The sequence below is a fragment of the Mycobacterium sp. E796 genome (assembly GCF_001672815.1).
Classification (GTDB): domain Bacteria; phylum Actinomycetota; class Actinomycetes; order Mycobacteriales; family Mycobacteriaceae; genus Mycobacterium.
In genome coordinates, this window is the sequence record NZ_LZKK01000267.1 from 26939 (window position 1) to 47293 (window position 20355).

Genomic DNA, 20355 nt, shown 5'->3' on the forward strand with positions numbered 1-20355 from the left:
CTCGTCCGGGGTCTGCACGGATGGGTTCGGTACGAGTGCGAGGAGAGCCGATGCGCGGCAGACGATTACTTCGGCCGATCGCCATCGCCGGCGTAGCGGGCTTGGCGGCGTGTAGCAACGGTGGCAGCGCCTCGATCCCCGCCGGACCGCCGTCGATCAGCAGCGAGCCGTTCGGCCAGGTGGATGGCAACCCGGTGACCCGCTACACCCTCACCACTGGGCGCGGCATGCGTGTGCGAATCCTGAACTACGGCGGCATCATCCAGTCCATCGAGGTCCCCGATCGCGCCGGAAACGTCGGCAATGTGGTGCTCGGCTTTCCGGCCCTGGCCGACTACGTGAACAACACGGGATCCGCCAAGACCTACTTCGGCGCCATCATCGGCCGCTACGGCAACCGGATCGCCAAGGGCGCGTTCACGTTGAACGGCATCGAGTATCACGTGCCGACCGACAACAACGGCAACAGCCTGCATGGCGGCACCGCGGGTTTCGATACGAAAGTGTGGCAGGCAAGTCAGCAGAACGGTAGCGACCGCGCCGGCCTGAAGCTCCAATACGTCAGCCCCGCAGGCGAAATGGGCTATCCCGGGACGCTGACGACCACCGTCACCTACACCGTGGACCAGAACAACGAACTGCGCATCGACTACCACGCGACCACCGATGCGCCGACCGTGGTCAACCTGACCAATCACAGCTACTTCAACCTGGCGGGCGAGGACACACTCGACGTCTACGACCAGAAGGTCACCATCCATGCCGACAACTACCTCCCGACCGACCCCATTCAGATCCCGACCGGGCAGGTCGCCCCGGTGCAGGGCACACCCTTCGACTTCACGTCGCCGACCGCGATCGGCGCGCGTATCACCGCGAATGACCCGCAGCTGTTGCTCGCCCACGGCTACGACCACAACTGGGTGATCAACCGCGGCAACAACACCGGGCTGGTGGAGGCGGCCAGGGCCCAAGACCCCAAATCGGGCCGCACCCTGACGGTCTCCACAACCGAGCCCGGGGTGCAGTTCTACACGGGCAATTTCCTCGACGGGGCGTTCACGGGCACCAGCGGGCATAGCTACCGGCAGGGCGCCGGATTCACGATGGAGACCCAGCACTACCCCGATTCCCCGAATCACCCGAACTTCCCGACCACCACGCTCAACCCGGGCCAGACCTACGATTCGACAACCGTCTTTGCCTTCGGCGTCCAGTGACTCGCCTAGCGAGGTTTCACTGCGAAAGCTCGGCAAGGAACGCGGGTAACCGGCCGGCGCCAAAGTCGTAAAACCGCGCCCAGTGCGGCTCGATCGAGATCCGCACCATCTGCGGATAGGTCGATCGCACGTTGCGTTCGAACTCGGCAAGCTGCGCTTCGTCCATCGAGCTCCTCGCGGCGGCGAGGTACTCGTCGGTGACGCCGTCGACGGTTTGCAGTGTGGCAAGGCCACGGACCAACAGCGCCTTCGCCTCTTCGGGTGTGGAGCCCGTGTCGATCGTCAGCGCGACCTTCCGGCGGGAGGCTAGCGCGCGGGCTTTCGGGGAGGTCGGTGCCGTCGAGACGACGATGCGTTCGCCGGTCCAGTAGAACCCGACGGGGATGACTCGCGGGAAGCCGTCGTGGCCGTTGTAGGCGAGCCGGGCCATTGAACCGGAGAGCAATTTCTGGGCGTCGGGGTGGCCGAGCTCCCGAGCCAACTCCTGTTTGTCCATCACACCGGTATAGCTACCCGGTGGGGACGCAGGTGAGTCGCCCGGGGCTGAGCCTCGACCGGTCGCGCCCCGTCAGAATGGCCCGCCGCAATTGTCCGATCCGATAGATTCCTGCGCGTTTCTTTGACGCGTATCGCCGCTCGTTGACCGCTAGCCTCATCGGTAGCCGGAGGCAGGGGCGAATATGAATGCCGAGATCAAGACCCGGGTGCATTGGCTGCTGGGATATGGACTGCCGCGCTGGACGCTGAAATTTCTCGCGCGGCGGGGCGATCCTTTTTCCCAGCTGTTAATCCAAAGCGGTCAGCCCGAGGAAGTGAATCGCCGCATCGAGCAGATCCGCGAACGGGGACGTGTCTCCGCGATTGTGGGCGGGTGGGTCACCGCCGACGCGCAGATTGTCCGAGACGTGCTGCGCGACGACAGGTTCCGGACGTCGAAGCCACGGGACCGGTCGCCGTTTCCCGTCGTTCAGCGGATGTTCGCGAAAACCAACCCCGGCGTGCTGAATGGCGTGGAACCGCCGTCGTTGCTTGTTGCCGATCCGCCCGAGCATGCGCGGTTGCGGCGCCTGGTGTCGCGGGCATTTACGCCGCGAGCGATCGACGGACTTCGTCAGGGCATTCAGGAGATCGCCGACACCCTGCTCGACGATCTCGAAGGCAGTAGCCAATGCGATTTGATCGCCGCCTATGCCTCTCAAATCCCCATCGCCGTCATCGTCGAGATGCTGGGCATTTCTCGCGACGAGGCACCCCATCTCCAAACATTCGCCGAACCCGGCACCAAAATCCTTAACAGCACGTCGCCGTCCTGGCGCGAGTACCGGACCGCCGTCGCGGCGTTGCGCGAGTTCGAAACCTACCTCGCCACGCATATCGAGCGCCTACGTCGGGGCCGCGCCGAGGACAGCATCCTGTCCGCCGTCCTGCACGACGGCGACCTCACCGAGACCGAGGTCAGGATGTTCGCGGGGCTACTGCTGGGCGCCGGGTTCATCACCACCACCCATGCGTTCGGCAACGCGGTGGTGGCGCTGGTCGGGCATCGCGATCAGCTCGCCCGACTGCAGGAACATCCGGGGGGCTGGCCGAACGCGGTCGAGGAGGTGCTGCGCTACGACTCCGTCGCGCACATCGCGGCCAGGGTGGCCACCGAAACCGTTGAGATCGACGGACATACCGTGCAGAAAGGCTCGGCGATCTTCCTTCTGATCGGCGGGGCCAACCGCGATCCGGCCATCTTCGAGCGTCCCAACGAATTCAACACCGCCCGCGCCAACGCCCGCGAACACATCAGCTTCGGCAGCGGCATCCACAGCTGCCTCGGCGCGTCGCTCGCGCGCATGGAACTACAGATCGGCCTGCAGGCGCTGTTCGAACGCTTCCCCCGGCTGGCCCTGGCCGGCGAGCCGATCCCGAACGACAGCACCCTGCTGCGCGGGATCAAGAAGTTGCCCGTCACCCTCGGGCCCGCGACGGCTGACGTTGCCCGGTGAGGACTGATCCGCCCACTCTCGCCATTCGCTGATTATCGGCGAACTCGTCGACGATGAGATTTGAGCTAGCTGCCGTCGCGGCGTGACTTGATGATCTCAGGCGTTCGTCGAGCCGTTCCTCGCGTTCCTCGATGGAGCGGCGTTCCCCGCAGCATGTACCAGTGCGCGCGAACGCGGCCCCACCCGCCGGCGTGCTCCACTGCGAAGCCCACAAGTGATGGAAAACCGCCGAGCAACACCTACGCCGAATTGGTCGGGATCAACGCGACAGCCAATCACCCCTAAGGCGGCGCTGGACACGTTCAAGGTCTGCCGCTGTGGCCGGTTTGTCACTGAACCACGCGATGGTCGCGCCAATATCGGCGATTTTCAACTCGCCGCGAGCCACCAGGTCTCTGGCCACTGCCGCTACCTCGTCCTCGGATAACCGACGCCGCAACAATGCCAGGAGCGCTCTGCAGTCGGTCTTGGGGATGCCATGCGGGTAGCCGGCTCGAATGAACGCCACAAACCTCGCCGCCAAATCACTCAAGCTCACCTGACACCCCCGCGACAGCCGCTAAAGCTACGGATCAGCGCAGCTCATAGCCTAACCCAACAAGCCCGCACCTTCGCCAGCCTCGCGGAGATGTGAAGCGGCGGAAGTGCTGTCGCGGATCCAAGCTCCGCGCACGCGTGACATCGAGGCCACCGCTTCCCTCTGGTCTTCCGATGCGAGGAGACCCACAGACGAGTACCTATTCGTTCAGCCGCGCGATTCGGTCGATGTGGGCGAGGAAGTGCCGTAGTACTTCGTCGGGCGCCTCGAGTTGCGGCCAGTGCCCGATGTCGTCGGCGAGCATCACGACGTCGGGGTCGGGGATCACCTCTTCGTAGCGGCGCGCCATGTGGGCACCGGAGTTGGGGTCGACCGGTCCATCGATCAACCGCATCGGAACCGCGGTCTGGCGCATGGCGCGCACCCACCGGTTGCGATGCGTGTATCGGTCGTTGATGAACCGGCCGACCTTGTGCAGCACCCGGCGCCCGTCGTTGTAGTCCAGGATCTGGTTGAACACCTCCATCATGTGCCGAGTCGGCTTGGTGTTCGGGCCGAACATCTCGCGCATTGTCGGCTCGAGCAGTCGTCGTGCCAGCGGGCTGCCCTGCACAGGGCTGAACAGGTCGCCCAGCGGGGTGCCCGACATCAGCTTCTGCGCCGCCCTGGGCGTGTAGGCCTCGATGAACATGCCGCCGTTGAGCCAGGTGATCGAGTCGATGCGCCATTCGCCATACGTCTGCTGCCCGAACTCGTGGCGGGCCAACAGTTCCTGGCCGACCGAGTCGCCGATGTCGTGGGCCAGGATGTGCGCGTTGTGGATGTCCAGGTGGGCCAGCAGCGCTTCGTGCATGTCGGCGTGGTCGTGCACCGAGTATTGGTAGTTTGTCGGTTTGGCGGAGAATCCCATGCCCATCATGTCGGGGGCGATGACGGTGAAGCGTTGGGTCAGTGTCGGCCAGATCGGCGCCCAGTCAAAGGAATTGAACGGGTAACCGTGGATCAGCAGCAGCGGAGGCCCGCTGCCCTCGACGCGATAGAAGATGTCGAAGCCCAGGTAGTCGAAGTGCTTGCCCGAGTCCAGCCAGCGTTTCAGTTCAGCGTCCATGACAGCCATCATGCGCCGACCCGAGTGGCTAGCCGTCATTGACCAGACTTCCTCGCTGCAGCGAGACACTCGCCGGGCGAGCTAGCGTGTAGTAATGCACTACCAAGTGACCGACGCCGACACAGCCGCGCAGATCGGCAGCGGCGATGTGCCGGTGCTCGCGACTCCACGGCTTATTGCATGGCTGGAAGCGGCCACGGTGCAAGCCGCCGCGCCCTTCACCGGCCCTGGCCAGACGACCGTTGGCACCGCGGTGCGCATCGAGCACCGGCGCGCGACCCACGTAGGCGGCACCGTAGAGGTCACCGCCGAGGCGCGATCGCCGGGCGAGGGGCGCCTTCTGACGTTCGAAGTGCAGGCGGTTGACGATTCAGGACAGCTTGTTGCTCGCGGCGAAATCGACCGCGTGATAGTTGACCGCGAAAAGTTCCTCCGCCGGTGACCAAGATGCGCCGCACCGTCGCGACCGCCAGTGTGCCTTAATATGAACTACTGGTCTCGGCGAGCGGTACTTCGCACAATTCGGATTTCGCCCCGGCGGACGGGCGCCGCACGTAGACCCACCACGTCAGCCCAGACCCGACGAGGTAGCACAGCAAGAAAAAGCAGAACGCCGTCGTTTCCGAGCCTGTGGTCAGATAGGACTGTCTCAGTGCCAGATTGATCAATACGCCGCCGAGCGTGCCGACCGCGGCGACGATTCCGATCACGGCGCCGGACATCGCGCGGGCCCAGTGGCGGCGTTCGGCCTCGGCGGCTTTGATGGAGTGGCTGCGCGATTCGAAAACCGCCGGGATCATTTTGTACACGGCCCCGTTGCCGATCCCGCACAAGACAAAAAGTGCCATAAAACCGACGATGTAGCCGGTCATTGTGGTGACGCTCAACGGGCCGGAGCGATTGTCGGCGTGTGCGCTCAGCACGATCAGCGCGCTGACGGCAGCGATCATGGCAAACAGAGCTCCCAGAGTGACGGTGCCTCCGCCGAGGCGGTCCGAGAGCCTGCCGCCGTACATCCGGGCCAGCGACGCGAGCAGCGGTCCGAGGAAGGCGACCCGGGCGGCGTGCAACGACGCCTGCAGCGGACCTTGCCCGGCGGCCACGTAGTTCATTTCCAGGACCTCGCCGAACGCGAACGAAAATCCGATAAATGAGCCGTAGGTCGCGACGTAGAGCGTCGCCAGGATCCAGGTGTCGCGCCGTACCAGAGCCGCTCGCGTGGGTTTGTGCTCGGCGCGGGGCAATTCCATGTTGTCCAGGAAGCATGCCGACCCGAGCGCGGCCACCGACAACAGCACCAGATAAATCGCGCATACCCAGTAGGGCTGCCGGTTGCCGGCGGTCGCGAGCACTAGCAGACCGATGACCTGGATCATCGGCACCCCAATGTTGCCACCGCCACCGGCAATGCCCAGCGCCGCGCCTTTGAGTCGCTGAGGATAGAAGACGTTGACGTTGGCGACCGCCGCCGAGAAATTGCCGCCGCCCATACCCGTTAGCGCCGCACACACCAGATACATCCATAACGGCCGACCGGGGTTGGCCAGCAGCAGAATCGTGCCGACTGTCGGGATCAACAGCACCAGCGAAGAGAACAACATCCAATTGCGGCCGCCGAACTTGGCCACCGCCGCCGCGTACGGGATGCGCAGGCAGCCGCCGACGAGGGTTGCGGTGGCACCCAAGAGAAGCTTGTCGGCCGGCGAAAGGCCGTAGACAGATCTGGGCATGAACAACACCATCACCGACCAGATCGACCAGACCGAGTAGCCGACGTGCATCGCGAACACGGACCAGATCAGGTTCCGCCGGGCGATCTTCTTATTGCCGGCCTCCCAAGCCGCGAGGTCCTCGGGATCCCAATTCGAAATGCGTTGCGCCCGACTCATCGACAATCCCCCAAAATTTCCGTGACCAAGAGCGGCTCACGACGACGCTAAGCACGAAAGCTCCAAGGTGACGTACGAGTAGCTGTGAGTTGTCAACGAATTCAGCGCATCGGGCACGGCTGTTCTGCTGAAATCGCAATCGATACAAAGTAATTCTCGCTCGATAAGCCAAAGTTGTTAATCATCAACGCCTTACAGGTGGGTAGAAGGCCCGCGCACGGCATTTCGTACCATCGGTCGACGGTTTACGAAATATTGGTAGGCAGCGGGCTTTGCGGAGAAGCCCATGCCTATCATGTCCGGTCCGATGACGGTGAACCGGTTTGTCAGCATGGGCCAGAACGGCGCCTAGTCAAAGGTTGTGACAACCATCCGCTGCTCACCGATGTAATCGCTGCACCTTCTCGGAACGACTCGACAGCCGCTACTTCCTAACGCTGCCAGACACACCACAGTCACCGCTGGCCGGACCCCTGAACACGTGCACGAGACTGTAGTCCAGTGAGACAACGTCGACCCAAGGGTTATGGCGCCACCAACGCCCAGAACACGCCTACATCGAAGTGGTTGGTCGACGGATCGGGATCGCCGTAGATCTCCCACCGAGGGCCGGCCATCCGGTACCCGTTCGCCTGGCTCCACTCGCACACCGCCTGATGAGTGTTGCCGATCTGGGCGATCGGGCCAGTGTGACTGGCGGTGGCGACGAGCCCGCCCGGAAGCGTTGACGCGACCACATGACCGGCAGGTTCGAATGAGCCGCTTACCTCAACGCCGACTTCAACGTTGGGGACATCGTCCTTGTAGAGCATGATGTTGTGCCCCCGCTTGTAGAGCCCCACTGGAGCGTCACCCCGGAGAAAGCTCCACACGCTGTCCAGCATCGGCCCCCACATCTTGGGGAACTCCGCCCACGTAGCCACCGCCGCTACCACCGCTGTCGGCGTCGGTTCGACGAACTTAACGGTCACGACAGTCATCGGCGCCAACCCTACGCCGCATCATGTCCTGACATGGGAGTGCAAGGCCGGGAGCATATCGTTTGTGGTCGCGGCGCCGATGCCGCAAAGCAGCACGTGCGACCGCGTCGGGCTGACGGTCGTCGTCGGGCTGACATCGCCGGGCTGACAGGATTTGAACCTGCGACCACTTGGACCCCCGGGTCCGATATATATTCGCGCGCAGTTGATTTCCGGTAGAAACACTGCGAAGTCCATTGCTGTACAGCCTCATTTTTGATCGCTCATCGCGTTGCCGGCTTTTTCTAGAGGTTTCCGGCACCCTTTATTGGCGTCAGCAGGAGACTGGCGGCTGCCGGCAGGTCCACGAAATCGGCTGGCTGCCCTCGCAATTGGGCCGATGGTTGGCGGTTACTTGTCGTCGGGGTTGAGCACGCGGAACACCAGGCCGGCGCAGGCTCCGGCAGCCAGTTGTGCGGCCACATAAATCAACGTCGACCATGCGAACAGCCCCATCGCCGCGCCACCCACGACCACGGCGGGGTTGAAGGCGCCACCCGATATCCCGCCGACCGCGACGGCCCCGACCACAACCGTGAACCCGATCGCCAGGCCGTAGAAGGAGTTATCGGTGTTGTCCTTGCTCGTGGCGACGTTGAGCACGACATAGGCGAGCGCGAAGGTGAACAGCAACTCGACGACGAGCGCACTGGTCATGGCATGGCCAGCCGGCGCGACGGCGCGGGCCTGCGAAGCACTGACAACCGCGCGGACCACCGGAGCGGCCGCAACGCCGCCAACCAGCTGAGCGATCCAGTAGCCCAACGCGTCTATGCGGTCGATCCGGCCGCGGACGAGCGCAGCGAGCGTCACCGCCGGGTTGTAGTGGCCGCCGGAGATGTGGCCGCCGGCATATACCATCACCATCAGTGCCGACCCGATCGCCAGCGGAGCCAGCGCAGCGCCGCCGCGCACGGTGGCCCCGACGGTGAACACCAAGAAGAAGGTGCCGATCAACTCGACGGTCATCTTGCGGATTGTCGTGGGGCGATTCGCCGTGGCCCGTGTCTTACGTTTGGTGATCGGAAAGGCGTTCGTCATGGATGACTCCTTGTAAAACTGAACGTTTAGTTTCTAAATGCGGCCAACGCGCGGCACAGCGGTTTTGATCCCGCCGGATCTGTGAAATCGCTCTCAGCGCGCCAGGCCTCGCATTGCCGCGTCCACGATCGCGTCGGCGGCGTTGCGATCAAGTGCGGCGTGACCGGCGACCAGCCGGTACATCGCGGGCCCGAAGATCAGGTCGATCGCGGCATCTGCATCCACGTCGGGCCGCAGCTCCCCCCGCGCGATGCCGCGGTCCAAGATCGCCCGCACCAATTCCCGTCGAGAGCCCACGAGGTGCTCCCGCAGTTCCTTGCCGATCTGGGGATCGAACTGCGCCTCCCCGATCAGTTGGGCATACGCTCGGCCATTTTTGCTGCGGTAGAAGCGGATCAGACCCCGGAGCGCTTGTCGGAAGTCTTCATCCGCTGACCCCGTGTCCGGGTCCGGCGACTCCTTCGCCATTTCCGACAGGAACGCCTCGACTGCCACCGCGTATTTGTTCGGCCACCACTTGTAGATCGTCGCCTTGCTCACGCCGGCACGGGTGGCGATCTCGTCGGTCGTCATCGCACGCAGGCCCACCTCGTTGATCAATTCCGACGTGGCGCGCAGCACGGCCGAACGGGACTGCTCGCTGCGCGGCCGGCCCGGACGAGACCTCGGATCCTCAGCCACCCGTCACCTCTACGACCAAAAACTGAACCCAACGTTCACAATTATGCAGCGCGGCGGCCTGCGCCGGGTCTCCTCTACGGGCAGCGACTTAGCGTGTGCCTATTCATCTCGCCGGGAGTATCGGTCGATGTGGGCGAGGAAGTGCCGTAGCACTTCCTCAAGCGCTTCGAGTTGCGGCCAGTGCCCGATGTCGTCGGCGAGCATCACCACGTCGGCGTCGGGGATCACCTCGGCGTAGCGGCACGCCATCTGGGCACCGGAGTTGGGGTCGACGGGCCCGTCGATCAACCGCATCGAGACCCCTGTCGCGTTCGGGTTGATCTGGTCCAAGGCGGCCCTTATGTCAGTCCACTCCCGCTCAAGGAATCGTCCATTTTGGGCCTGTTTATATTTTCCCGATGTGTAAACTGGTCAACCATGACGCCGTTTGGCGGCTTATGCTCACGGGACGGACGCCTTACAAGTTGCGTGGCGACGGCCTGAAATCATGAAGGAGCCTAGGCGGTTAACGAAACTACGTGCCTGGATCTTCGTCGCGATGGCGGTCTTCAGCGTGGCGGCGGGTCTCTTCGCCGGCATACATGCAGGTCATAAGCCTGTCGAACACCGCCTCGAAAACGACTGTCCTACGGCTCGTGACATCAATTCACATGTGGTCATCAATGTTTCAGGCAAAAACAGCCGCCTGAATCTCAGTTCCACGTTGGAAGTCCGCTTGCAAGGCGTGAATCCTCCAGATCCGATCAGGCCTCATTTGGATTTTGCGGCTGGTGCTTCCTTCTTCACCGAATGCTTTGTCCCGACAATGCTCGCGGCGAAGCTGCAATACCTCGATTGGTCCAACGGTTCGATTACAGCGCGTTTCGATCTAAAATCCAGCGTGAATATGGGTGCGCCGCGTCCCGGTGACCCGTTTCAGCCCCTAGTTTTCGCGGCGATCGGGTTCCCACACTCCAGCCTGACGGTGGCCCCGTGCGGTTGGCCAAAACCTAGCGCGAGTGGACTAGTCTGCAATCCGAACAGTCGAACCACCATCGACGTGCAGGTGCCCAGTTCATCCGGCTTTGAGCCGGTCGCCCAGCCGTTCCCGCGGCACACCGAGCACAAAGACAACGACGTCCACACCTACATCTACACGTGGTCGTTCCCCGGACCGTCCGCGCCGCCGGTAACGGTCTCGACCGACCTTCCACTACAGGCCCTTGCGGTTGGATACCTTAAGTCCCCGCATGTGACAAAGTGTGACGATATTCCGGCGTTGGATTTGAACGTGCGCTTCTTGGCGTATGGCTTGTCGTCGTTTGTGGCGCTGCTGATCGGGTCATTTGCGTTGTGGAGGTCGGCCGCAGGGTGGAGGCTGGCGGGGATCACTCTTGGAGCATTGGGACTCGGCAGCCTCTTACTGAAGTGCTCCGGCGTGTGGACTGGTATCTATGCGACGGTCGCCTGGTTGATCGTGTTATTGGCGGCTGCTCGGAGCTGGCGCTCCGCTGTCGTAGGGATCCTCGCCGCAGCTGTGGCTTTCTCGGCGCCGTGGCTGCCGGATGTTGTGCCCACAGGCGTGGCGCTGGCCATCGCCTTCACAGTGTTGGCGGTGACAGCTCTCGCTGAACTGTTCCGTCGGCTGATGCAAGCATTCGACTTGAGGGACGACACTGCAGCAACCGACCACCAGTTCCGCAATATAGTCACCTGCGTCGGCATAGTGGGGTTGTCATTCTTGTTCGCATTCGGACTAGGCGAGAGGGCAATAGGACCGGACGGAAACCTAGAGTTCACTATCACAGGCATGCCAGGCAAGATGATCATGACCAGCCTTAACGGCAGCTTGCCCCTGTTACAGCTCGGCGCTCTGATTGCGGTCGCGTTCTTGGCTGTCGAGCGCCCCTCGCAGAGCCGAGTACGCCCAGCGTGGGTATTGCCCGCCGGCTTGGCGTTGATGTTGGGTCTCGCCGCGCCGTGGTCACAAAACCGTGAGGACGTTCTCGTCCAAATCATCTCCGGGCTTTTATCCCCGTTGCAGGTGGTGATCATTTGGATTGGTTTCCGCCGGTGGCTCAAGCCGCAGGATCCAGACGACTCCGACGATAATGAGCCCTCCTTTCGCAAGAAGCTACTGCTCAAGGCCGCGAAAAGCCCTGCCACCAAAAGCGCCGCGGATCTCGCCTCCGCGAAAGCTGGCCACGACCTATTAGAAGCGGGGCCTCGCTACACTAAAATAGGAAATGCGCGTCGAGCAGCGACGCTTGCTGGTTACCTGTCTGTTCCTTTGGTTCTGTATTTTGTCTGGACGACCCTCGGGCAAGCCCACGACGCCCTCACGGGGAATGAGGGCGTTTTGATGGTGTTTGCTGCTCTCGTTACTGAGGCGGCGCGCTGGGTGGTCAGTGGATTCGTCTTCGGATTCTTCTATACAAAGATTCCCGGCCGTGTCGGCCCAGAGAAAGCCATCTGGTTCGCCGGACTGTGGGTACTCAGCTGCCTGGTACCTACGGCGGTTGCGAGGGGTTTTTCGGTTGATCTGTCACAACAGTTCATATATCGCAGTGCGCAATTCGCGCTTTTCATCATCATTCTTGCGGTGCTGGTCGACCTTGCCACCATCAAGTCAGCTGGCGGCACGTGGCGGGACCTGCGCACCGTGTATTCGCTGCAAAACTACGGCGAGGTTGTCGCCGCCGTCGCCCCGGCGGCATTCTTGGCAGTGACATTGGCGCAACAGATTATCGCTGGCTCCGGTTTCGATGTTGCCGAGTCATTCTTTGGTGGAATCAAAAACGTGATTCCGCCAAAGTGAACGTAAGTTCAGAGCTATCCCGATGTCCTGAGACATCACATGCGTCGGGCTGACAGGATTTGAACCTGCGACCACTTGACCCCCAGTCAAGTGCGCTACCAAACTGCGCCACAGCCCGCATGCCGCCTGAATCACCGGCAGCAGGTCGACAGCCTACCGCAGACGAGCCGCCACCTTACTAATGCCCGAGCGAACTGCGCGTCTTCTCCACCCAGGCCAGCAGCGCCTCGGCTAGTTCAGACTCGCGGCGGTAGAACCGCTGCGCCGGCACGGGCACGCTGACCGCCACCAGCTGCTCGCTCACCCCGGGTAGCACGGCGCCGACGGCGCAGACACCTTCGGTCTGTTCCTCGCGGTCGTAGGCAAGCCCTTCGGCGCGGACGCGGTCGAGCTCCTTGCGCAGCGCCGCCGGGGTCGTGATCGTGTTATCGGTCAGCCGGGCCAGCCGGCTGGGCAGGACCTGCGCCTGCTGCTCGGGCGGCAGACTCGCCAGCAGCGCCTTGCCATTGGCGCAGCAGTGCAACGGAAATGACTCCCCCACCGCGCTGATCGCCCGCAGCCGGTGCGGCGAGACGACCTGGTCGACGAACGTCGCGCGCTCACCATCGAGGATCGACAGGTCCACCGTCTCCTCCACCTCGCGCGACAGCTCCTCCATAAACGGGTGCACGTCCATCACCACGCCGAGCCGCACGGTGGCGGCCATCCGTGCGATCTCGGGCCCGAGCCGATACGGGCCGCGGGCCCCCCGCCAGGCCACGAGGCCCTCGTCGTCCAGCGCGCCGAGGATCCGGCTGACAGTGGAGCGCGCCATGCCCAGCCGCTCGCCGATCTCGGCCTGGCTTAACCCTCCCGGGTGCGCTTGCAGCAGCCGCAGGATTTCGCCTGCGCGGGAGATGACCTGGATGCCGCCGTCGGACGTCACGCCGCATGTCCCGTCTCGAGGCGGTAGGTCCCGGAGGGGTCGACCATCGCGACCAGCCGCACGATGCAGCCGTCGCCGCCCACCCAGCGCCATGGGAACGCGGCGAATGTGACGCGCTTGCCGGTGACCTTGTCCAGGTCTCCCCCGACGTTCTCGAAACCGTAGATGCCCTTGGATAGGATCGCGCGGTGACACGGCTCCCACTCCGGGAAATCATCGAGCACCTTGCGGCCGGTTGCCTCCTCGTATTCCCTTACCGCCCAAGGTAATAGGCCGCCGGTGTGTTCCGCCGGGCCGTGTGGGGCGATCGCCGTGGCCATCGGGTGATCCAGCGCCTGAGTGTCGGTGCCGACGGCCTTGACGCCCTTGGCCGCAAACCACTCCCCTGCCTCCTTGTAAAAACCCGGCGAGTAGGCGTAGTACTCGGCGCTGTCGGCATAAGTGTGGTGCCAGCCGGTGTTGACGATGACGATGTCGCCGGGTCGGATCTGCGGCGTCGCGTTCTCAAGGTCGTCGGCGGTGACGACCTCCCACTTCTTCTTTGGGATCGAGACGACGACGCCGGTGCCGAAGAACGCGCTGAGCGGGATCTCGTCCAGGAAGGGGGTTCCCTCGATGACGTGCGCGGGCGCGTCGATATGGGTGCCGGAATGCATTACGGTGGTGACCTTTTGGGTCAGCACCCGGCTTTTCGCCATGTTGTGCAGGCGCTCGATCTTCACATCCTCGAAGTACGGCCACGCCGGCACGCCATGCCCCCAGGGATGGGACAGGTCGTAGAACTCCAGCTTCGACTCGGCTTCACCGAGGGGCCAACTGATACTCATGGTTTCCTTCCAATCAACACGCGGTGTAGCCGCCGTCGAGATACATCACCTGGCCGGTGAAGAAGCTCGACGCGTCGCTGAGCAGATAGATGAGTGCGCCGACGAAGTCGTCGGGCTCGGCGAAGCGGCGCAACGGGATTCGCGCGAACATCGCCTCGCGCGTTTGGCGGCCCTTCTCGTCGGCGGCGAACATCCATTGGGTCACCTCGGACCGGAAAACCGTTGGCGCAAGGGCATTCACCCGGATGCCGTCGGGTCCCCACTCTGCGGCCAGGCTCTTGGCCAACAGGTCGGTGGCCCCCTTCGACGGGCAGTAGGCGCTGTAGCCGGCGGCGTGGCCGAGGGAGCCGCGCACCGATGAGACCAGCACGACGCTGCCCCCGGTGCCCTGCTCCAACAGCACCCGCCCGGCCGCCTGGCACACCAGCCAGGCGCCGCGGGCGTTGGCGCCCATCACCTTGTCGTAGTCCTCGACGGCCATCTCGGTGATCGGCGCGACGTGGTTCATGCCGGATGCCACCAAGACCCCGTCAAGGCGGCCGTGCCGAGCGACCGCCGCCTCCACCATCTCTTCAGCATCGGCGGGTGTCTCGGGCCGGCGGGTGACGACGGCGGCGTCGAGGCCGGCCTCGTCGACCAGTTGGGCCAGTCCTGTGGCGTTGCCGCCGGCCAGCGTCAGCCGCGCCCCGGCTTCGGACAATGCGCGGGCCGCGACACTGCCCAGGGCGCCCGTCGCGCCGGTGATCAGTATCGACTTGTCCTGAACACTGAACAGCTTCATCGCTGTCTCCGTAATTCCTACGATGCGGGTATTTCAACCCGATATACGAGAGAGGTTAGTGCCTGCGGTCGCTGGAAATCAATGCCTTACTCCTGTGATATAGGCGTCATTACCCGTATTGCGGGTGTTTATTGCCGACAAACGGCACATCAGCCACAGAAGGGAGCACAACCGACTTGTCGCTGCGAGGCGGGCACATCGCCTATTGCCCTCCGCGCCGGGGCCCATGTGACAGGTGTGACCCGCACCATCCGGCCGGGACGACGCTCAGCGCCGCTTGGCTCCCCGCTTCTCGCGCACCCGCACGTTGATGCGGATCGGCGAACCCTCGAACCCGAACGTCTCGCGCAGCCGCCGCTCCAGGAAGCGCCGATAACCGGCCTCGAGGAAGCCGGTGGTGAAGAACACGAACGTCGGCGGTCGGGCGGTGGCCTGGGTGGCAAAGAGGATGCGCGGCTGCTTGCCACCACGCACCGGGGGCGGCGTGGCCGCGACGACTTCCTTGATCCAGGTGTTCAGCTGGCCGGTGGAGATCCGCTTGTCCCAGGATTCCAGTGCGGTCTCCATGGCCGGCACCAGCTTCTGCACGGCGCGGCCCGTCTTGGCGGAGATGTTGACCCGCTGCGCCCAGCGCAGCTGCGCCAGTTCGCGGTCGATCTCGCGTTCCAGGATGTCGCGGCGGTCCTCGTCGACCAGGTCCCACTTGTTGAAGGCCAGCACCAAGGCGCGGCCGGCCTCGATCACCATCGACAGCACCCGCTGATCCTGTTCGGTCAGCGTTTCGGAGGCGTCGATCAGCACGACGACGACCTCGGCCGCGTCGATGGCCGAGTGCGTGCGCACCGAGGCGTAGAACTCGTGCCCGCTGGCCTGGCCGACCTTGCGCCGCAGGCCGGCGGTGTCGACGAACCGCCACGCCTTGCCGCCCAATTCGATGAGCGAGTCGACCGGGTCCACCGTCGTGCCGGCGACGTCGTGCACAACCGAACGCTGGTCTCCCGCAAGCTTGTTCAGCAGTGAGCTCTTGCCCACGTTGGGCTTGCCGACCAGCGCCACCCGTCGCGGGCCGCCCGCCTTGGGCGCGGCCTCGGAGACCTCGGGCAGCGCGGCCAGCACCTCGTCGAGCAGATCGGCGACGCCGCGACCGTGCATCGCGCTGATCGCGTGCGGCTCACCGAGCCCCAGCGACCACAACGCGGCGGCGTCCGCCTCGCCCTTCTCGCTGTCAACCTTGTTGGCGGCCAAGAAGACCGGCTTGCCCGAACGCAGCAGGATCCGGGCGGCGGCCTCGTCGGCCGCGGTGGCGCCGACGGTGGCATCGACCACCAGGATCACCGCGTCGGCGGTGCGCATGGCCACCGACGCCTGCTCGGCCACCAGCTGCTGCAGGCCCTTGGCGTCGGGCTCCCATCCTCCGGTGTCCTGCACGACGAACCGGCGCCCGGTCCACAGCGCGTCGTAGGAGACGCGGTCGCGCGTGACGCCGGGGATGTCCTGTACCACCGCCTCGCGCCGTCCGAGGATCCGGTTGACCAGGGTCGACTTGCCGACGTTGGGCCGGCCCACCACCGCGACGACGGGCGCGGGGCCGGGCTCGTCGACGTCATCGATACCGGAATCGGTGAGCTCCCAATCGCTTTCGTCGGACCAGGTGCCGTCGGACGTCATCGCACCGCCCCGCTTTTCTGGCGGACCAGCTCGAGCAGGTGGGCGATCACCTGGGCCTCGCTCATGTCGCTGGTATCGACGACCACCGCGTCGTCGGCCGCGCGTAGCGGCGACACCGGCCTTGTCGAGTCGAGATGGTCGCGGCGGCGCACGTCGGCCAGCACGCCCTCGTAGTCGTCGGGAAGCCCGGACGCGACGTTCTGGTCGTTGCGGCGTCGCGCACGGGTCTCGGCCGACGCGGTCAAAAAGATCTTCACCGGAGCGTCGGGCAATACAACGGTTCCGATGTCGCGGCCCTCGACGACGACGTTGCCGGGCCCCTCTGCCAAGGCCCGCTGCAACCCCACCAGCCGCGCGCGAACGGCCGGCACCGCCGACACCGCCGAGACGGCCCGGGTCACTTCGTCGCCGCGGATCTCGACCGAGACATCCTTTCCCTCAAGGAAGTAGTGCTCATCGTCCACCGACAGCGGCACCGTCGACGCCACGGTCGCGACGGCTTCGGCATCATCCGGGTCGACCCCCGCGCGCAGCACCGCCAGCGTGACGATCCGGTACATCGCCCCGGTATCCAGGTAGCGGGCGCCCAACGCAGCCGCCAAAGCCTTTGACACCGACGACTTTCCGGTTCCCGCCGGGCCGTCGATGGCGACAACGACGCCCGTCACAGCCCGACCGCCTTGTACAGCGCGCCGATCTCGTCTCGCCGCAACGCCCGGATGCTGCCCGGGCGCTGCTCGCCCAGCGACACCGCGCCGATGTCGGTGCGCACCAGCGCCTCCACCGGGAAGCCGGCGGCGCCCAGCAGCCGGCGCACGATGCGGTTGCGCCCCTCGTGCAATGTCAACCGCACCAGCGTCTTACCCGGGATCGCATCCACCACGGCGAAGTCGTCGACGCGCGCCACCCCGTCGTCGAGCTCGATTCCGGCGCGCAGCCGCTTGCCCAGCCCGCGCGGCACCGTGCCCGCCACCGTCGCCAGGTAGGTCTTGGGCACCTCGTGGGAGGGATGCATCAGCCGGTGCGCCAGCTCGCCGTCGTTGGTCAGCAGGATCAGCCCCTCGGTGTCGGCGTCCAGCCGTCCGACGTGAAAGAGGTTCTTGTTGCCGCGGACCCGGCGCTCGATCAGGTCGCCGATGCACGGGCGGCCGCGTTCGTCCGACATGGTCGAGTGCATGCCGCGCGGCTTGTTCAGCGCCAGGTACACCATCGAGTCGTCGACGACCACCCGGGCCCCATCGACGCGGATCACCGAGGCGTCCGGGTCGACCCGCGTCCCGAGCTCGGTCACCACCTGCCCGTCAACCTCGACGCGGCCGTCGATAATCAGCTTCTCGGCCGCCCGCCGCGAGGCAATTCCGGCCTGGGACAAGACTTTTTGCAGCCGGATCCCTTCAGTATCGGCCATCAATCCTTGTCCACATCGAAGGACAGCGACTGCTCGGACGCCGAACCGCCCGCGAGTTTGATGAAACGTGGCTCGCTGTCCAGGGATTCGGTGAGGTCCTCGATCGTGTCGACGTCGGGAAGCAGCGGCGCGATGTCGGGAAGGTCGCCCAGCGACTCCAACCCGAGGCGCTCCAGGAACAGCTCGGTGGTGGCGAACGTCGTCGCGCCGGTGTCGTCGTCGACGCCGGCCTCGGTGATCAGGCCGCGGGCCAGCAGGGTGCGCATGACGGCGTCCACGTTGACGCCGCGCACCGCGCTCACCCGCGCGCGGGTCACAGGCTGGCGGTAGGCGACCACGGCCAGCGTCTCCAGCGCGGCGCGGGTGAGTTTGGATCGCGCGCCGTCCAGCAGCAGCTTCTCGACGTAGGGGGCGAAGCGGGCGCGGGTGTACATCCGCCAGCCCTCGCTGTTCTGCCGCAGGTCGATGCCGCTCTCGCGCTCGGCGAGTTCCTCGGACATCTGCTGCAGCTTGGCCGCGATACGGTAAACGGGCTGTCCGGTGGCCGCGCCCAGCGCCTCGACGGTGACCGGGGTGTCCACCACCAGCAACAGCGCCTCCAGCACCGAGCCGAGTTCGTCGGCGTCCATCGGCGCCGCCTCGGCGATCTCGATCCCCAGATCGATCTCGGGCAGCTCTTCGGGCAACTCTTCAGTCATTCGTCACGCACTTCTGCCGGCCGTTCCCCGGTCCACGAAATTTGGAGCACGCCAAGCGGCTCTGACTGGTCGAATGCTACCGTCCGGGTCCGATACAGCTCGAGCAGCGCTAGAAAGCGGCCGACGACCTCCAGCGGCGCCTCGCAGTCGGCGACCAGCTCGGAAAACGTCGCCCACTGGCCGCTGCCGCGGGCCTCCAGGATCTCCAGCAACTTCTTGGCCTGCTCGGGAACCGAGACCGCCACCTCGTGCAGGTGCCCGATCGACACCGTCGGCACCGGGCGCGGGGTGAACGCGACCGCCGCGATCTGGGCGAAGCGTTCGGCGTCGACGCCGAGCATCACCTCGGGGAGCAGCTCGGTGAACCGGTCCTCCAGCGACACCGCGCGCGGGTAGCTGCGCGGCGCGGCGGCCTCCAGCTCGGCGAACATCTCCGCGACGTGCTTGAACGCCCGGTACTGCAGCAGCCGGGCGAACAGCAGGTCGCGCACCTCCAGCAGCGCCAGGTCCTCCTCGTCGTCGATCTGCCCGGCCGGCAGCAGGCGCGCCGCCTTGAGGTCGAGCAGCGTCGCGGCGATCACCAGGAACGCGGTGGTCTCCTCCAGCCCCAGCTGGGAGCCGATCGCTTTGGTGTAGGCGATGAAGTCGTCGGTGACCTGGTGCAGCGCCACCTCGGTGACGTCGAGGCGGTGGGCGAAGATCAGCTGCAGGAGTAGGTCGAACGGCCCCTCGAAGTTCGTGAGGCGGACCTGGAAGCCGGTCTGGGGTGGCGCCTCACCGTTGGCGGTTGAGTTCACGCGCCGAATCGGTGGATGAACTCGCGGGCCAACGCGCGGTAGGCGATCGCGCCGGTCGATCGGGGCGCCCAGGTGGTGATCGGTTCGCCCGCCACGCTGGTCTCCGGGAACCGGACGGTCCGGGTGATGACGGTGTCGAACACCAGGTCCCCGAACCGCTCGACGACGCGGGCCATCACCTCGCGCGCGTTGACGGTGCGCGGGTCGTAACGGGTGAGCAGGATGCCGCTGATCTCCAGCTTCGGGTTGAGCCGGTCGCGCACCTTGTCGACGGTGTCGGTGAGCAGCGCCAGGCCGCGCAGCGAGAAGTACTCGCACTCGGTCGGGATCACCACGCCGTCGGCGCAGGCCAGCCCGTTGACGGTGAGCAGGCCCAGCGACGGCTGGCAGTCGATCAGCACGTAGTCGTAGCGGTCCAGCACCGGGTACAGCGCGCGGCCCAGGGTCTGCTCGCGGCCCACCTCGTTGACGAGCTGGATCTCGGCGGCCGACAGGTCGATGTTGCTGGGCACCAGGTCCATGTGGTTGATCCGGGTCTTGAGCAGCACGTCGTCGATCGACACCCGCGGTTCCACGAGCACGTTGTGGATGGTCTTGTCCAGCTCGTAGTGCGGCACGCCCAGGCCCGCGGACAGGGCACCCTGCGGGTCCATGTCCACCAGCAGCACGCGGCGGCCGTACTCGGCCAGCGCGGCGCCCAGGTTGATGGTCGACGTGGTCTTCCCGACGCCGCCCTTCTGGTTGCACATCGCGACGACCTTGGCGGGGCCGTGCGAAGTGCGCGGCGCCGGCTCGGGGATCGCCCGCGGCGGGCGTCCCGTCAAGCCGATCTCGACGCCGTTTTCCGGGTGCTCGGTCATCACGCCCGGCGTGTTCGGGAGGTGAACATCGCTCGAAAGTCTAACGGCTTCGCGCATTTAACCGGGGCGCCGCGCTGGCGAGTCACCAGCCAATATGGGCGGAA

The 20355-nt window shown here is 65.1% G+C and carries 21 protein-coding genes and 1 tRNA gene; 4 read left to right on the forward strand and 18 right to left on the reverse strand.

The genetic code is table 11. The features are described from left to right. The first annotated feature begins 50 nt into the window (after positions 1 to 50). Positions 51 to 1220, forward strand: coding sequence for an aldose epimerase family protein (locus A5706_RS20665; protein ID WP_068134544.1), 1170 nt, complete (start codon positions 51 to 53; stop codon positions 1218 to 1220). Positions 1221 to 1236: 16 nt separating this feature from the next. On the opposite strand, the gene A5706_RS20670 is transcribed toward A5706_RS20665, so the two are convergent. Beyond that, positions 1237 to 1716, reverse strand: coding sequence for a pyridoxamine 5'-phosphate oxidase family protein (locus tag A5706_RS20670; RefSeq protein WP_068134547.1), 480 nt, complete (start codon positions 1714 to 1716; stop codon positions 1237 to 1239). A gap of 184 nt (positions 1717 to 1900) precedes the next feature. On the opposite strand from A5706_RS20670, the gene A5706_RS20675 reads away from it, so the two are divergent. After that, positions 1901 to 3214 carry a cytochrome P450 gene (locus tag A5706_RS20675; protein WP_068134551.1) on the forward strand — a complete coding sequence of 438 codons (1314 nt, stop codon included), beginning with the start codon at positions 1901 to 1903 and terminating at the stop codon, positions 3212 to 3214. 259 nt (positions 3215 to 3473) lie between these two features. Here A5706_RS20675 and A5706_RS20680 read toward each other — a convergent pair whose 3' ends face one another. Beyond that, positions 3474 to 3752 carry a DUF3349 domain-containing protein gene (locus A5706_RS20680; protein WP_369831920.1) on the reverse strand — a complete coding sequence of 93 codons (279 nt, stop codon included), beginning with the start codon at positions 3750 to 3752 and terminating at the stop codon, positions 3474 to 3476. Positions 3753 to 3951: 199 nt separating this feature from the next. Beyond that, on the reverse strand, positions 3952 to 4860 hold the full coding sequence (locus A5706_RS20685; RefSeq protein ID WP_068134705.1) for an alpha/beta fold hydrolase: 909 nt from the start codon (positions 4858 to 4860) through the stop codon (positions 3952 to 3954). 94 nt (positions 4861 to 4954) lie between these two features. Between A5706_RS20685 and A5706_RS20690 the strand changes: the two genes are divergently transcribed. Then, positions 4955 to 5302 carry a thioesterase family protein gene (locus tag A5706_RS20690; RefSeq protein ID WP_068134555.1) on the forward strand — a complete coding sequence of 116 codons (348 nt, stop codon included), beginning with the start codon at positions 4955 to 4957 and terminating at the stop codon, positions 5300 to 5302. Between the two features lie 37 nt (positions 5303 to 5339). On the opposite strand, the gene A5706_RS20695 is transcribed toward A5706_RS20690, so the two are convergent. The 5 genes from A5706_RS20695 to A5706_RS20715 form a co-directional block, all read right to left on the reverse strand. Beyond that, the gene (locus tag A5706_RS20695; RefSeq protein WP_068134557.1) at positions 5340 to 6749 is read right to left on the reverse strand and encodes a NarK/NasA family nitrate transporter; all 1410 of its coding nucleotides are present in this window, start codon (positions 6747 to 6749) and stop codon (positions 5340 to 5342) included. Between the two features lie 524 nt (positions 6750 to 7273). After that, on the reverse strand, positions 7274 to 7729 hold the full coding sequence (locus tag A5706_RS20700) for a GyrI-like domain-containing protein (RefSeq protein ID WP_068134559.1): 456 nt from the start codon (positions 7727 to 7729) through the stop codon (positions 7274 to 7276). Positions 7730 to 8119: 390 nt separating this feature from the next. After that, positions 8120 to 8809: an aquaporin gene (locus tag A5706_RS20705; RefSeq protein WP_197517908.1), complete on the reverse strand. Its 690-nt coding sequence runs from the start codon at positions 8807 to 8809 to the stop codon at positions 8120 to 8122. Positions 8810 to 8902: 93 nt separating this feature from the next. Then, positions 8903 to 9490, reverse strand: a complete 588-nt coding sequence (locus A5706_RS20710; protein ID WP_068134562.1) for a TetR/AcrR family transcriptional regulator — start codon at positions 9488 to 9490, stop codon at positions 8903 to 8905. Positions 9491 to 9589: 99 nt separating this feature from the next. Next, complete coding sequence (locus A5706_RS20715) at positions 9590 to 9784, reverse strand: alpha/beta fold hydrolase (protein ID WP_369831921.1); 195 nt, start codon at positions 9782 to 9784, stop codon at positions 9590 to 9592. A 244-nt stretch (positions 9785 to 10028) separates the two neighbouring features. Here A5706_RS20715 and A5706_RS20720 point away from each other — a divergent pair, with 244 nt between their 5' ends. Then, positions 10029 to 12287, forward strand: coding sequence for a DUF6185 family protein (locus A5706_RS20720; RefSeq protein WP_156767258.1), 2259 nt, complete (start codon positions 10029 to 10031; stop codon positions 12285 to 12287). Positions 12288 to 12331: 44 nt separating this feature from the next. Here A5706_RS20720 and A5706_RS20725 read toward each other — a convergent pair. The 10 genes from A5706_RS20725 to A5706_RS20770 all read right to left on the reverse strand — a co-directional run bounded on the left by A5706_RS20725 (position 12332) and on the right by A5706_RS20770 (position 20251). Beyond that, positions 12332 to 12405 (reverse strand) — tRNA-Pro (locus A5706_RS20725). Positions 12406 to 12465: 60 nt separating this feature from the next. Further along, complete coding sequence (locus A5706_RS20730) at positions 12466 to 13212, reverse strand: IclR family transcriptional regulator (protein WP_068134570.1); 747 nt, start codon at positions 13210 to 13212, stop codon at positions 12466 to 12468. Then, positions 13209 to 14039: a cyclase family protein gene (locus A5706_RS20735; protein WP_068134573.1), complete on the reverse strand. Its 831-nt coding sequence runs from the start codon at positions 14037 to 14039 to the stop codon at positions 13209 to 13211. The genes A5706_RS20730 and A5706_RS20735 overlap by 4 nt, the downstream gene beginning before the upstream one ends. Positions 14040 to 14052: 13 nt before the next feature. Beyond that, on the reverse strand, positions 14053 to 14820 hold the full coding sequence (locus A5706_RS20740) for an SDR family NAD(P)-dependent oxidoreductase (RefSeq protein ID WP_068134576.1): 768 nt from the start codon (positions 14818 to 14820) through the stop codon (positions 14053 to 14055). A gap of 267 nt (positions 14821 to 15087) precedes the next feature. Further along, positions 15088 to 16488, reverse strand: coding sequence for a ribosome biogenesis GTPase Der (der, locus tag A5706_RS20745; RefSeq protein ID WP_068134579.1), 1401 nt, complete (start codon positions 16486 to 16488; stop codon positions 15088 to 15090). Further along, a complete protein-coding gene (gene cmk, locus A5706_RS20750) occupies positions 16485 to 17156 on the reverse strand; it encodes a (d)CMP kinase (RefSeq protein ID WP_068134581.1) in 672 nt (223 codons plus the stop codon). Before cmk ends, der begins: the two co-directional genes overlap by 4 nt. Then, complete coding sequence (locus tag A5706_RS20755; protein ID WP_068134584.1) at positions 17153 to 17896, reverse strand: pseudouridine synthase; 744 nt, start codon at positions 17894 to 17896, stop codon at positions 17153 to 17155. The genes cmk and A5706_RS20755 overlap by 4 nt, the downstream gene beginning before the upstream one ends. Further along, positions 17896 to 18594, reverse strand: a complete 699-nt coding sequence (scpB, locus tag A5706_RS20760; protein ID WP_068134586.1) for an SMC-Scp complex subunit ScpB — start codon at positions 18592 to 18594, stop codon at positions 17896 to 17898. The genes A5706_RS20755 and scpB overlap by 1 nt, the downstream gene beginning before the upstream one ends. Continuing rightward, entirely contained in the window at positions 18591 to 19391 is an 801-nt protein-coding gene (locus A5706_RS20765) for a segregation/condensation protein A (RefSeq protein WP_068134589.1), read from the reverse strand. Before A5706_RS20765 ends, scpB begins: the two co-directional genes overlap by 4 nt. Continuing rightward, positions 19388 to 20251, reverse strand: coding sequence for a ParA family protein (locus A5706_RS20770; RefSeq protein ID WP_068134593.1), 864 nt, complete (start codon positions 20249 to 20251; stop codon positions 19388 to 19390). Before A5706_RS20770 ends, A5706_RS20765 begins: the two co-directional genes overlap by 4 nt. Positions 20252 to 20355: the final 104 nt, after the last annotated feature.